Source organism: Sphingobium sp. AntQ-1, from assembly GCF_028538045.1.
GTDB classification, from domain to species: domain Bacteria; phylum Pseudomonadota; class Alphaproteobacteria; order Sphingomonadales; family Sphingomonadaceae; genus Sphingobium; species Sphingobium cupriresistens.
The window spans coordinates 289,928-301,898 of record NZ_CP117158.1; the positions used below are offsets into that span (position 1 = coordinate 289,928).

General features: G+C 64.4%; 13 protein-coding genes. 9 read left to right on the plus strand and 4 right to left on the minus strand.

Annotated elements, in window-relative coordinates; genetic code table 11:
* The first annotated feature begins 8 nt into the window (after positions 1 to 8).
* The 6 genes from sphantq_RS01450 to leuA all read left to right on the plus strand — a co-directional run bounded on the left by sphantq_RS01450 (position 9) and on the right by leuA (position 5,467).
* Positions 9 to 368 (plus strand): hypothetical protein, encoded by a 360-nt coding sequence (locus sphantq_RS01450; protein ID WP_272799392.1) that lies wholly within the window; start codon positions 9 to 11, stop codon positions 366 to 368.
* Positions 368 to 883 carry an acetolactate synthase small subunit gene (gene ilvN / locus sphantq_RS01455; RefSeq protein WP_066603127.1) on the plus strand — a complete coding sequence of 172 codons (516 nt, stop codon included), beginning with the start codon at positions 368 to 370 and terminating at the stop codon, positions 881 to 883. The genes sphantq_RS01450 and ilvN overlap by 1 nt, the downstream gene beginning before the upstream one ends.
* Positions 884 to 1,067: 184 nt before the next feature.
* Positions 1,068 to 2,087, plus strand: a complete 1,020-nt coding sequence (gene ilvC, locus sphantq_RS01460; protein ID WP_066603130.1) for a ketol-acid reductoisomerase — start codon at positions 1,068 to 1,070, stop codon at positions 2,085 to 2,087.
* Between the two features lie 247 nt (positions 2,088 to 2,334).
* Positions 2,335 to 2,958, plus strand: a complete 624-nt coding sequence (locus tag sphantq_RS01465; RefSeq protein WP_066603133.1) for a YceI family protein — start codon at positions 2,335 to 2,337, stop codon at positions 2,956 to 2,958.
* Positions 2,959 to 2,961: 3 nt separating this feature from the next.
* Positions 2,962 to 3,579: a YceI family protein gene (locus sphantq_RS01470; protein WP_272799393.1), complete on the plus strand. Its 618-nt coding sequence runs from the start codon at positions 2,962 to 2,964 to the stop codon at positions 3,577 to 3,579.
* Positions 3,580 to 3,793: 214 nt separating this feature from the next.
* Positions 3,794 to 5,467: a 2-isopropylmalate synthase gene (leuA, locus tag sphantq_RS01475; RefSeq protein ID WP_066603135.1), complete on the plus strand. Its 1,674-nt coding sequence runs from the start codon at positions 3,794 to 3,796 to the stop codon at positions 5,465 to 5,467.
* 122 nt (positions 5,468 to 5,589) lie between these two features.
* Here the strand turns inward: leuA and sphantq_RS01480 are convergent, their stop codons facing one another.
* Positions 5,590 to 6,957 carry a M20/M25/M40 family metallo-hydrolase gene (locus sphantq_RS01480; protein ID WP_272799394.1) on the minus strand — a complete coding sequence of 456 codons (1,368 nt, stop codon included), beginning with the start codon at positions 6,955 to 6,957 and terminating at the stop codon, positions 5,590 to 5,592.
* Between the two features lie 187 nt (positions 6,958 to 7,144).
* Here sphantq_RS01480 and sphantq_RS01485 point away from each other — a divergent pair, with 187 nt between their 5' ends.
* Positions 7,145 to 8,446, plus strand: a complete 1,302-nt coding sequence (locus sphantq_RS01485; protein ID WP_272799395.1) for a dicarboxylate/amino acid:cation symporter — start codon at positions 7,145 to 7,147, stop codon at positions 8,444 to 8,446.
* 59 nt (positions 8,447 to 8,505) lie between these two features.
* Here sphantq_RS01485 and sphantq_RS01490 read toward each other — a convergent pair whose 3' ends face one another.
* Positions 8,506 to 8,865, minus strand: a complete 360-nt coding sequence (locus sphantq_RS01490; RefSeq protein WP_272799396.1) for a hypothetical protein — start codon at positions 8,863 to 8,865, stop codon at positions 8,506 to 8,508.
* Between the two features lie 18 nt (positions 8,866 to 8,883).
* Between sphantq_RS01490 and sphantq_RS01495 the strand changes: the two genes are divergently transcribed.
* Both sphantq_RS01495 and trmFO read left to right on the plus strand, forming a co-directional pair.
* The gene (locus sphantq_RS01495; RefSeq protein ID WP_272799397.1) at positions 8,884 to 9,069 is read left to right on the plus strand and encodes a helix-turn-helix domain-containing protein; all 186 of its coding nucleotides are present in this window, start codon (positions 8,884 to 8,886) and stop codon (positions 9,067 to 9,069) included.
* A gap of 272 nt (positions 9,070 to 9,341) precedes the next feature.
* Positions 9,342 to 10,685, plus strand: coding sequence for a methylenetetrahydrofolate--tRNA-(uracil(54)-C(5))-methyltransferase (FADH(2)-oxidizing) TrmFO (gene trmFO, locus sphantq_RS01500; RefSeq protein ID WP_272799398.1), 1,344 nt, complete (start codon positions 9,342 to 9,344; stop codon positions 10,683 to 10,685).
* A 16-nt stretch (positions 10,686 to 10,701) separates the two neighbouring features.
* Here trmFO and sphantq_RS01505 read toward each other — a convergent pair whose 3' ends face one another.
* Positions 10,702 to 11,166, minus strand: coding sequence for an EF-hand domain-containing protein (locus sphantq_RS01505; RefSeq protein WP_066603161.1), 465 nt, complete (start codon positions 11,164 to 11,166; stop codon positions 10,702 to 10,704).
* A 43-nt stretch (positions 11,167 to 11,209) separates the two neighbouring features.
* Positions 11,210 to 11,872 carry a hypothetical protein gene (locus tag sphantq_RS01510; protein ID WP_066603164.1) on the minus strand — a complete coding sequence of 221 codons (663 nt, stop codon included), beginning with the start codon at positions 11,870 to 11,872 and terminating at the stop codon, positions 11,210 to 11,212.
* Positions 11,873 to 11,971 lie beyond the last annotated feature (99 nt).

Here is an 11,971-nt window from a genome sequence, read left to right on the forward strand (position 1 = left end):
GCCGTCCTGTGACGCAGCATCTGAAGCTCCGCATCCATGTGACGGAGCCTTGGGATTTCGAACGGATCGCGGGCACGGCCGACATCGCCGGCTGGACCACCGATCATGCCGTCCCGGACAATGAGGAATGGGAAGTGCATCTGGACGAGGGGTTCGACTTTAACGGGCGGCATATCGGCACGCTGCTGGCCGGTCCCCGCTATGTGGGCGAACATCTGGTCCGCATGTTCGACGCGGTGACGGGCTTTCCCGTTCGCCTCGCCCATCGACAGGACGGCGGCTGGCACTATGCCTTCATCGCGATGATTTCGCAGCGCCATGACGATCATGATGGCGCGGCAGTTACGGATAACGGGACAAGCATCTGATGCATATCCAGGAAGAACTCAGCCAGCGGCACGTCCTGTCGCTGACCGTTTCGAACGAAGCGGGCATATTGGCGCGCATTGCGGGCCTGTTCACCGCGCGCGGCTATAATATCGACAGCCTGACCGTGGCGGACATCACGCAGGACCATGGCGTCAGCCGCATCACCATCGTCACCAACGGCCCGCCCAAGGTGATCGACCAGATCATCGCCCAGCTTGACCGGCTGGTGCCGGTGCACAAGGTCACCGACCTGACCGAAGCCGGTCCCTTCGTGGAGCGCGAACTGGCGTTGGTGAAGGTCGCGGGCGTGGGCGAGGACCGGATCGAGGCGCTGCGCCTGGCCGACGTGTTCCGCGCCAAGGTGGTCGATACGACGATCGAAAGCTTCATCTTCGAAATCACCGGCACGACCGAGAAGATCGATAATTTCGTCGGCCTGATGCGCCAGATCGGTTTGGTCGAAGTCGGCCGCACCGGCGTCGTCGGCCTGATCCGCGGCAAGGAAGCGAACTGAGGATTTGACCCCTCTCCCACGGGGGAGAGGGAGGGGCCCGCCGCGCAACGGTGGGAGGGTGAGGGCGACGCAAGCGCCAACACCCGGTGGTTCCCCCTCACCAACTTCGACTAGGGCCTGTCGGCCCAAGTCTTCGTATCCTCTCCCTCAAGGGAGAGGGTCAGGATATGAAAAGGGAAGAGACATGAAGGTTTATTACGATCACGACGCGGACATCGGCCTGATCAAGGGCAAGAAGGTCGCCATCCTGGGTTACGGTTCGCAGGGTCACGCCCATGCGCAGAATCTGCGCGACAGCGGCGTCGCCGAAGTCGCCATTGCGCTCCGCGCCGGTTCGCCGTCCGCCAAGAAGGCCGAAGGCGCAGGCTTCAAGGTTCTGCCCAACGCCGAAGCCGCCGCCTGGGCCGACGTGCTCATGATCCTGGCCCCCGACGAGCATCAGGCCGCCATCTATGCCGACGACATCCACGCCAACCTGCGCCCCGGCGCGGCGCTTGCCTTCGCCCATGGCCTCAACGTCCATTTCGGCCTGATCGAAACCCGCAAGGACGTGGACGTCATCATGATCGCGCCCAAGGGTCCGGGCCACACCGTGCGCTCCGAATATCAGCGCGGCGGCGGCGTTCCCTGCCTGATCGCCGTCCATCAGGACGCGACCGGCAATGCGCATGACATCGCCCTGTCCTACGCCAGCGGCGTCGGCGGCGGTCGCAGCGGCATCATCGAAACCAACTTCCGCGAAGAATGCGAAACCGACCTGTTCGGCGAACAGGCTGTCCTCTGCGGCGGCGCGACCGCGCTGGTCCAGGCCGGTTTCGAAACGCTGGTCGAAGCCGGCTACGCGCCGGAAATGGCCTATTTCGAGTGCCTGCACGAACTCAAGCTGATCGTCGACCTGATGTATGAGGGCGGCATCGCCAACATGCGCTATTCGATCTCGAACACCGCCGAATATGGCGATATCAAGACCGGCCCGCGCATCATCACCGAAGAAACGAAGAAGGAAATGAAGCGCGTGCTGGCCGACATCCAGTCGGGCCGCTTCGTCAAGGACTTCGTCCTCGATAACCGCGCTGGCCAGCCGGAACTCAAGGCCAGCCGCATCGCGGCCCAGCGCCACCCGATCGAGGAAACCGGCGCCAAGCTGCGCGCCATGATGCCCTGGATCGGCGCCAACAAGCTGGTGGACCAGGAAAAGAACTGACGGTCACAAAAACCGTTCGTCCTGAATAGCCATTGAGCGAAGTCGAAATGGCGTATCGAAGGATGCTTCGATACGAGGCTTCGACAAGCTCAGCCTCTACTCAGCACGAACGGCGTTGTGCTCAATTCTCCTGCTTCCATCTTGCGGCCGAAAAGGGAACGATCCGTTTCCGGTTACGGCTCTGGAACAATCGAGGGGCGTGGCTTATTCAAGCTGCGCCCCTTGATCGTTTTGGAGAGTCTGTCTCATGAAGAAGTTCCTCATCCCCGCCGCCGCCCTGATCGCTATTGCCGGCGGCACCGCACTCGTCGCCCAGATGCCAACCGCTGCGCCCGGCACCAAGGACGTCGCCAAGGTCACCGGCGGCGCCTATAAGGTCGATGGCGGCCATACGCAGGTCGTTTTCGCCTGGGACCATATGGGTTTCACCAATAATGCCGGCACGATCGCCGAACCGACCGGCACGCTGACGCTGGACAAGGCCAACCCGGCCGCATCCAAGGTATCGGTTGAATTCGCCGTCGCCAATCTGCGCACCGGCGTCGCGAAGCTGGACGAGCATCTGATGAAGGCCGATTTCTTCGATGCCGCCAAATTCCCCACCGCGACCTTCGTGTCCACCAGCGTCAAGCCCGAAGGCGCGAGCGGCGCCGAGATCACCGGCAACCTGACCATCAAGGGCGTGACCAAGCCCGTCACCCTCGACGCCGAATTTTACGGCGCTGGCGTGCAGCCGATGAGCAAGAAGGAAAATGTCGGCTTCGTCGCCACCGGTACGATCAAGCGCAGCGAATTCGGCATGGGCTATGGCGTGCCGGTCGTCGGCGACGCGATCGAGTTGAAGATCATCGCCGGCTTCGAAAAGCAATAAGCCGTGCGCCGTCCGGCACAAGCCGCGCTGCTCCTAAGCATCGTCGCGCTTGTGCCGGCGGCCGCCGCGCCGCCAGCCCTTTATGCACCCGGCCGCTATCAGGTCGATAGTGTGGCGACCAGGGTACATTTTCATGTGAAGGCGCTGGTCGGCGGCTATGAAGGCGACTTCGTCGCGCCCGAAGGCGCGGTGGTGATCGACCCTGCCCAGCCCGACCGCGCGACCGTCGACATCAGCTTCCCGGTCGAAAGGCTGACCACCGGCGACGCCTCCACCGACGCGATGCTGAAGGGCGACAGCTTCTTCGACATGGCGAAATTTCCCACCATCCGCTTTATCGCGCAAAATGCCCCGCTGGCGCGCAGCGATGCGCCCACGCCCATTGCCGGCGAACTGACAATGCACGGGCAGACCCGTCCCGTCACTCTCTCCGTCCGGCTGGTCGGCACGACCCTGAAAGAGGCGTCCGGCCCGGACGAAGCGCCGGGCCTGTCCACCATGCATTTCTCCGGCGCCATGACGGTCGAACGCAGCCAGTTCGGCATGGGCTTCGGCCGCCCCTTCGTATCCGACAAGGTAGACCTCAGCATCGACGCCATTTTCAGCCGCGCCCAATTATGAGCTTTACCCCTCCCCCACAAAAGGGGTAAGGGGACGCATCATGCAGAGCGTCAGCCTTCTTACCCTGCTACGACTTACACGCCCTTAGGCGTGGTTTTTATGCTGCCTTTCGACTATGGGCAGCACCGATCCGCCTAAGGGCCTTCATCGCAGTCAAGTCGTATACCGGAAAGCGCCGACCCGCGCGCCGCTGGCAAAGAAGTAGTTTGATCCCATGATGCTGACCGATCCCTCGCAGAAATACCGCGCCTTCCCGCAGGTGGACCTGCCCAATCGCCAATGGCCTGCGCAGGTCATCACCGCCCCGCCCCGCTGGCTGTCGACCGACATGCGCGACGGCAACCAGTCGCTGATCGACCCGATGAATGCGGAAAAGAAGCGCCGCTTCTTCGACCTGCTGCTCAAGGTCGGCGTCAAGGAGATCGAGATCGGCTTCCCCGCTGCGGGCGCGACCGAATTCGACTTTATTTCCGGGCTGGTCCGCGACGGCGCAATCCCCGACGACGTGATCGTGCAGGTGCTGACCCAGGCGCGCGCCGACCTGATCGCCACCACCTTCGAATCGCTGCGCGGCGCGCCCAAGGCGATCGTCCATGTCTACAACGCCGTGTCGCCCGCCTGGCGCAACATCGTGTTCCAGATGAGCCGGCCGGAGATCAAGGAGATCGCCGTCAACGCCGCCAAGCTGCTGCGCGACAATGCCGCCAAGCAGCCGGACACCGACTGGCATTTCGAATATTCGCCCGAAACCTTCTCCACCGCGGAGCTGGATTTCAGCCTGGAATGTTGCGAGGCGGTGATGGACATTCTTGCACCCACGCCCGATCGTCCGCTGATCCTGAACCTGCCCGCGACGGTCGAATGCGCGACGCCCAACATCTATGCCGACCAGATCGAATGGATGTGCCGCAACATCTCCAGGCGCGACAGCGTCGTCATCTCGCTGCATCCGCATAACGACCGCGGCACCGGCGTCGCGGCGGCGGAACTGGGCCTGATGGCCGGCGCGGATCGTGTCGAAGGCTGCCTGTTCGGCAATGGCGAGCGCACCGGCAATTGCGACATCGTGACCGTGGCGCTCAACATGTACACGCAGGGCATCAACCCGCTGCTGGACTTCAGCGACATTGACGAGGTCATCCAGACCGTCGAATATTGCAACCAGTTGCCCGTCCACCCGCGCCACCCCTATGCCGGCGAACTGGTGTTCACCGCCTTTTCCGGCAGCCATCAGGATGCGATCAAGAAGGGCTTCGCCGCGCAGGAAGCGCGCAACGACCTGATCTGGGACGTGCCCTATCTGCCAATCGACCCCAAGGATCTGGGCCGCGATTATGAAGCGGTGATCCGCGTCAATTCGCAATCGGGCAAGGGCGGCGTCGCCTGGGTGCTGCAACAGGACAAGGGCTATAAGATGCCCAAGCGGATGCAGGCCGAATTTTCCAAGGTCGTTCAGGCGATGGCCGACGAAAGCAGCCGCGAACTCAACGCCGCCGACATCTGGAGCGCGTTCCAGACCCATTACCGCCTGTCGGGGGATCAGGCCTATAGCCTGATCGACTATCATGAGAGCGGCGTGGCGGGCGACCGCATCTTCACCGGCAAGATCGTGCATGAAGGCGTGGAACGCTCCATTTCCGGGCGGGGCAACGGCCTGCTCTCTTCGGTGCTGGCCGCGCTGCGCGACGAGTTCGGCGTGCAGCTCGAAATCGCCGACTATAGCGAACATGCGATCGGCGCAGGCAGCGACGTGAACGCCGCCGCCTATGTCGAATGCCGCGCCCCCGACGGCCGCACCGTGTTCGGCGTCGGCACCGATGCGGATGTCGCGACGGCGTCGGTGCAGGCGGTGCTGTCGGCCGCCAACGGGATTGCGGTGCGGGGTTAAGCGCCTACCCGACACCTACCCCCGTTCGGTTCGAGCTTGTCGAGAACTGTTCTCGACGGACGCTTCTCGACTTCGCTCGAAGCTGCTCGAACCGAACGGGATAGAGAGGGTAAGCCCGTCCCCTACTTCGCCAGCCCGCGCACCACCGCGTCCCACTGCTCCAGCGATTCCCTAATCCCCGCCACCGGCACCCGTTCGTTCAACCCGTGGGCGAAGCCATCCTCCGCCTTCATGAACAGGCTGGACACGCCATAGCTCGGCACACCCAGCGCGCGAAAATAAAGGCTGTCGGTCGCCCCCGCCGACATGCCCGGCATCACCGCAATGTCGGGCGCCCGCGCCATCACCGCGTCGCGCACCACCTTCATCACGTCGGCGCGCAGGGGTGACGCATCGCTGGCCAGCGGATCGCCCAGCGTCTTCACACGCGCGCTCGGATCGGCCACCACCTTGACCAGTTGCGCCTTCACATCGTCGATCGCGACACCGGGGAAGATGCGGCAATTCACAACGACCTTCGCGCTCTGCGGCAGCGCATTGGGCGCATGACCCGCGCTCGCCATCGTCGCGACGCAGGTGGTGCGCACCTGCCCGACAAATTCCGGCCGGGTCGACAGCAGCTCCGCCGCCGCCGCATCGCCCGTATCGGCATAGCGCTTCATCGCCTGTCCCACGTCGCCGCCGATCCGGTCGGCGGACAGCGCCAGCGACGCCCTGGTCAGTGCGTTCCGCATCGGCGGGAACTGATAGGCCGCGATCGCGTCGATCGCCTTCGCCATCCGATAAATGGGATTGCCCGGCGTCGGGGCGCTCGAATGACCGCCCGCATCGGTGAAGGCGAATTCGAAATCCGCATAGCTCTTCTCGCCCGCCTGCAACTGGTACAGCACCGGCCTGCCCTCGTCGTTCAGCAGCCCGCCGCCGCCATCGCCGTTCAGCAGCAGTTCGATGTCCTTATATTGCCCCGCCAGCGCCTTGGTCGTCACCATGTCGGTTTCCTCGTCCCCCGACAAAAGCAGGATGACGGTGCGGCGCGGTTTCCAGCCTTCCTTCTTCAACTGCGCCATGGTCGCGACCATCATCGCGACGTCATATTTATTATCCTCCGCCCCGCGCCCGAAAATGTAGCCATTCTCCTCCACCGGCACGAACGGATCGCGGGTCCAGTCCGCCCGGTCCGCCGCGACCACATCCATATGGCCGATCAGCGCCATGGGCTTCAGCGTCGGGTCGCTCCCCTTTATCGTCGCGGCGAGGGTCGCCGTCTCGCCCATCGGCGTGATGACGATGTCCGTATCGGCAAAGCCCGCGGCCTTCAGCACCCCCGCATAATAGGCCGCCAGTTTGGGCACCTGCCCCTCGCCCTGCACCGTCTTGATCGCGACCGATCGCATCAAAATGGCCTTGGCCGCCCCGGCATCCGCCGCCGCCATCGCGCCCTGCGGCAGCGCCAGCAGCGCCAAAGCCGAACATGCGCCGCGCATCATCATAGTTTGCAACTCCCCGATGGATCGATATCGCCTGTCTGGCATAGCGGATCGGTCGCGCCAATGCGTTGATCCACCACAGCGGAAAGAGGGCCACCTTATCCCTGTTATACACACGTCAAGAATTGCTTGCGCGCAATCGGCCGACCGCCAACCGATATAGGCGGCCGGTCGCCCAGAGGAAACAGACATGGCCCTTCCTTATCGCAGTTTCGGATTTCAGGTTCTGGCCGGCATGGTCGTTGGCCTCTTGCTGGGCCTCGTCGCCCGCCAGATCGGCGCGGGGCCGGATGGCGACCTCAACTGGCTGGCCACCGCGCTCAAGACGGTCGGGTCGATCTTCGTCTCGCTCTTGAAGGCGATCGTGCCGCCTCTGGTCTTCGCCGCCATCGTCGCGTCGATCGCCAATCTGCGCGCGCTGGACAACGCCGCGCGGCTGGCCGGGCAGACCCTGCTCTGGTTCGCCATCACCGCGTTGATCGCCGTCGCGATCGGCATCGCCATCGGCGTCATCGTCCAGCCGGGCGCAGGCCTGCACGGCACGGCGCTCGCCATGGGCAAGAACGAGAATATGGGCGGCTGGCTCGATTTCCTCAAAGGGCTGGTTCCGGCCAACAGCCTGGCACTGTCGGGCAGCACCAAGATCACCGACGGCAGCGCCTCCACCAGCATCAGCTTCAACATCCTGCAACTGCTGGTCATTTCGATCGCGGTCGGCCTCGCCACCCTGAAGGTCGGGGAAAAGGCCGACCCCTTCCTCGGCTTCGTCCGTTCAGCTCTCGCGGTGGTGCGCGCGCTGCTCGGCTGGGTGATCCGCCTGACCCCGATCGGCTCGGCCGCGCTGATCGGCGCCGCCATCGCCACCTATGGCTGGAGCGCGCTGGCGCAACTCGGCGCCTTCACCGCCGCCATTTATCTGGGCCTCGCGCTGGTGCTGCTGCTCGTCTATCCGCTGCTGCTGGTCGCCAATGGCCTGAAGCCCGGCCCCTATTTCGCCAAGGCCTGGCCCGCGATCCAACTGGGTTTCGTGTCGCGCTCCTCGGTCGGCACCCTGCCCGTCACCGAAGCCGTGACCGAGCGCCTCGGCGTCGACAAGGGCTATGCCGCCTTCGCCATTCCGCTGGCCTCCACCACCAAGATGGACGGCTGCGCGTCGATCTATCCCGCGCTGGCGGCGATCTTCGTCGCGGGCTTTTACGGCATCCCGCTGCATTTCGTGGATTATGCGCTGATCGTGTTCGTGTCCGTCATCGGATCGGCCGCGACCGCCGGGCTGACCGGCGCGATCGTGATGCTGACGCTGACCCTCTCGACGCTGGGCCTGCCACTGGAGGGCGTGGGGCTATTGCTGGCGATCGACCCGATTCTGGATATGGGCCGCACCGCGGTCAACGTCGCGGGCCAGGTGCTGGTCGGCGTGATCGTGGCCAAGCGCGAGGGGATTTTGGACGAGGCGGCTTATTATGGGGATGGGGCGTTGGTGGGGGTTTGAAGACACCTGTCGCTATTTAGGCTCCGGGCGAGCGATCGCTCAAACGATCTCTCATTCATTTAACGATTTTCCGGCCGCATTGCCTCCAGCCACTCTTTTGGAGGCGAGTCGGTCGATGCTTGGCGATCTTCTTTTTCTTGGCCAAATGCAGTCATAACGAAGAAGTCACTTAGGCCGAAGTTCTTCCGGTCGGCGTATGGAAGGTTGTGCAGCAGAGCATATTTCTCAACCAAGGGTCGAAACTTACCGTACCACAAGAGCGCGGACGCTACGTTGACCGACGCACAGGAAAAGGCGTTTAAGCGGATGACGGCCGCATTGAAGGAGGCGTTACGATGAAGACTGAAGATTTCGACGGCATTATGGCGGGCCTCACCGATGCCATCGCCTAAGCCAAGGGCGATGGCGCGCGCGGGCATATTGTCGCTGGGCCGGATGTGAAGGCGATCCGTCAGGCTGCCAAGCTGACGCAAGGCGCCTTCGCCAAGGCCTATCGCATTCCGGTGGGCACTGTGCGGGATTGGGAGCAGAATCGCCTCCATCCGGACGCGCCCGCCCGCGTTCTTCTGTCGCTGATCGAGGCCGATCCGGTGGCGATCCAGTCCTTGCTGGACAAGGCATAAGGCCATCCCGCCGCAACCCAAAAGAACACCACTTCGCAAAACCCCTCCTATTGCGAAGTCCGCTCTGCCAACCCACACCCTCGCAAAAGCGAACCCTGCGACGGTGTGAACTTCGCAGTCTTCGCCAATCGCCCGCCGCGCCCAAAGCCCCTCACCGCGCCCTGTCCTACTCGCCCGCCATCGGCTATAGAACTTGCCCAAAGCGGCGATATGTCCCACGGACGCCCGCACCATCCGCATCCCCCAACACATGCCATAAAGTCATACGCATCATGTCCAATCATCAGGTCCATATCATCGGCGGCGGCCTCGCCGGAACGGAGGCTGCGTGGCAACTGGCGCAGGCCGGCATTCGCGTGCGCCTGTCGGAAATGCGCGGGAGCGGCGACATGACCCCCGCGCACCAGACCGAGGGGCTGGCCGAACTGGTCTGTTCCAACAGCTTTCGCTCCGACGATGCGGACAAAAATGCCGTGGGCCTGCTGCATCAGGAAATGCGGCGGCTGGACTCGCTCATCATGGCCAGCGCCGAACCGGCCAAGGTGCCCGCCGGCTCCGCGCTGGCGGTCGATCGCCATGTGTTTTCGGGCGCCGTCACCCGCGCGCTCGCCGATCATCCCAATGTGGAGATCGTGCGCGAACGGATCGACACGGTGCCGACCGAAGGCATGACCATCATCGCCACCGGCCCGCTGACCGCCCCCGCGCTCGCCACCAGCATCGGCCAGGCGGCGGGGATGGAGCATCTCGCCTTCTTCGACGCGATCGCGCCGGTGATCCATCATGACAGCATCGACATGGACCAGTGCTGGATGGCGAACCGCTGGGACAAGATCGGCCCCGGCGGCGGCGAGGGGAAGGACTATATCAACTGCCCGATGGACAAGGACCAGTATCAGGCCTTTGTCCAGGGGCTGCTCGACGGCGAAAAGACCGAGTTCAAGGAGTGGGAGGCCAGAACCCCCTATTTCGAGGGCTGTATGCCGATCGAGGTGATGGCTTCGCGCGGGCCGGAAACGCTGCGCCACGGCCCGATGAAGCCGATGGGGCTGGACAATCCGCGCACCGGTCGCTGGCCCTATGCGGTGGTGCAGTTGCGGCAGGACAATGCGTCCGGCACGCTCTGGAACATGGTCGGCTTCCAGACCAAGCTGAAACATGGCGCGCAGGTCGAGTTGTTCCGCACCATTCCCGGCCTTCAGAACGCCGAGTTCGCGCGGCTGGGCGGGTTGCATCGCAACACCTTCATCCAGAGCCCCAAGCTGCTCGACCCGACTTTGCGGCTGAAGAGCGCGCCGCATATCCGCTTTGCAGGCCAAATGACGGGCTGCGAAGGCTATGTGGAAAGCGCCGCGATCGGCCTGATCGCCGGGCGCTTCGCCGCGGCTGAACTGCTGGGCCGCGACCTGACCCCGCCGCCGGCCGACACGGCGCTGGGCGCGCTGCTCGGCCATGTGACCGGCAATGTGGTGAGCGCCGACTATCAGCCGATGAACGTCAATTTCGGCCTGTTCCCGCCCCTGGAAGAGATCAAGAAGAAGCAGCGCAAGGAAGCCTATACCGCCCGCGCCCGCGCCTCCTTCGGCGTGTGGATGGGGGAGATGGAGTTGGCCTGACCCCTTACGGATCGGCTCAGCACTTGCACTTTGCCTTCGCCGCCCGCTTGGGCGCGGTGGCGGCGAACTCCGCGGGGGTCAGCTTGCCGTCCTTGTCGGCATCCGCCGCGCCGAACCGGTCCGCCGTCGCCACCGCCCACTCCTCGAAGGACAACAGGTTGTCGCCATCCTTGTCCAGCGCCTTGAACGCCCTGGTCCGACTGCCCAGCATCTCGACCCGCGTGATGACGCCATCGCGGTTCCGGTCGTAGCGGGCGAAGCGCTTCTGCTCGCGGCTTTGCGGACTGGCCTCGCCGGGCATTGGCGGCGCATCGCCGACGGCATCGGGGTCGCCCTCCGGCAACGCTTCTATCTGCGGCGGTGGTGGCGGAGCGGAGGCAAGCTGGGGCACCGGCGCCGTATCCGCCCGTCCCTGCCACCAGAACAGGCCGCCCGCGACCAGCAGCAGCGCCGCCATGCCACCCGCCAGCAATCGCCCCATGCCGCCCTCCTCCGTCCGTGGAGGGCCAGCCTATCCCGACACGCTAGCGTCCGACAAGCGCGATCCGCAGCAACCGCCCTGCCAGCGCCCGCGGCATCCCCAGCGGCGCGCCCCGCCCCGCCAACACATCCTGCCGCGCCATAGTAAACGCGATCCGCAACGGCTTCCATCCCCGCGGCCAGCGCACGCCCTCAACCGACGGCAGTATTTCGACCGCCAAAGCCAGCGCCGCTTGCCCCAGCGCCTTGTCCCCGACATGCCCGGCCAGATCCCACAGCGCCCAAACCTGCCCCGCCGCCGCCAGCCAGTCCGGCGCATCGGCGGCATCAGCCAGCGCCCGGAACAATCCGCCGCCCCGCCCCAATGCATAATCGCGCAGGCCCTTCATATCGATGTCCGGTTCGACCAACAATATTTCCCAGCCGTCGATCACCCCCACCAGTCCCGGCGCTCCACAAGCCCCCGTCGCCCGCATCGCGTCCACCACAGGCTCGCCCTGCCCCTTAATGCCTGTGGAATCCTCGATGACGTCATTCCACCAGGCCAACCGCATCTGACCGATCATCGGCTCGCTGGTGGTGCGCGCGACCTTCGCCAGCCGCGCATCGAACGCCCAGAGCGCGCGATGCCGCGACGCTTGTGCGCCACCGGCATGGGCGGCGAGCAACAGGCCCAACGGCGGCACGGCGTCTTCGTCCAGGCTCATCGCGCGACTCCTGTCCTGACAGGGGATACGCAGGTTATCGGTCCTTTAACCATCTTCCTCATACACATTCTAACGAGTGCGCCTGCATAGGCGGAAAGG

Bases quoted from the DNA above. Each gene is read 5' to 3' on its own strand.
- sphantq_RS01510 (WP_066603164.1), bottom strand. From the start codon at position 11,872: ATGAGCCTGGACGAAGACGCCGTGCCGCCGTTGGGCCTGTTGCTCGCC.
- sphantq_RS01490 (WP_272799396.1), bottom strand. From the start codon at position 8,865: ATGCCCGCGCGCGCCATCGCCCTTGGCTTAGGCGATGGCATCGGTGAG.
- sphantq_RS01485 (WP_272799395.1), top strand. From the start codon at position 7,145: ATGGCCCTTCCTTATCGCAGTTTCGGATTTCAGGTTCTGGCCGGCATG.
- sphantq_RS01465 (WP_066603133.1), top strand. From the start codon at position 2,335: ATGAAGAAGTTCCTCATCCCCGCCGCCGCCCTGATCGCTATTGCCGGC.
- sphantq_RS01505 (WP_066603161.1), bottom strand. From the start codon at position 11,166: ATGGGGCGATTGCTGGCGGGTGGCATGGCGGCGCTGCTGCTGGTCGCG.
- sphantq_RS01480 (WP_272799394.1), bottom strand. From the start codon at position 6,957: ATGATGATGCGCGGCGCATGTTCGGCTTTGGCGCTGCTGGCGCTGCCG.
- trmFO (WP_272799398.1), top strand. From the start codon at position 9,342: ATGTCCAATCATCAGGTCCATATCATCGGCGGCGGCCTCGCCGGAACG.
- leuA (WP_066603135.1), top strand. From the start codon at position 3,794: ATGATGCTGACCGATCCCTCGCAGAAATACCGCGCCTTCCCGCAGGTG.
- ilvC (WP_066603130.1), top strand. From the start codon at position 1,068: ATGAAGGTTTATTACGATCACGACGCGGACATCGGCCTGATCAAGGGC.
- ilvN (WP_066603127.1), top strand. From the start codon at position 368: ATGCATATCCAGGAAGAACTCAGCCAGCGGCACGTCCTGTCGCTGACC.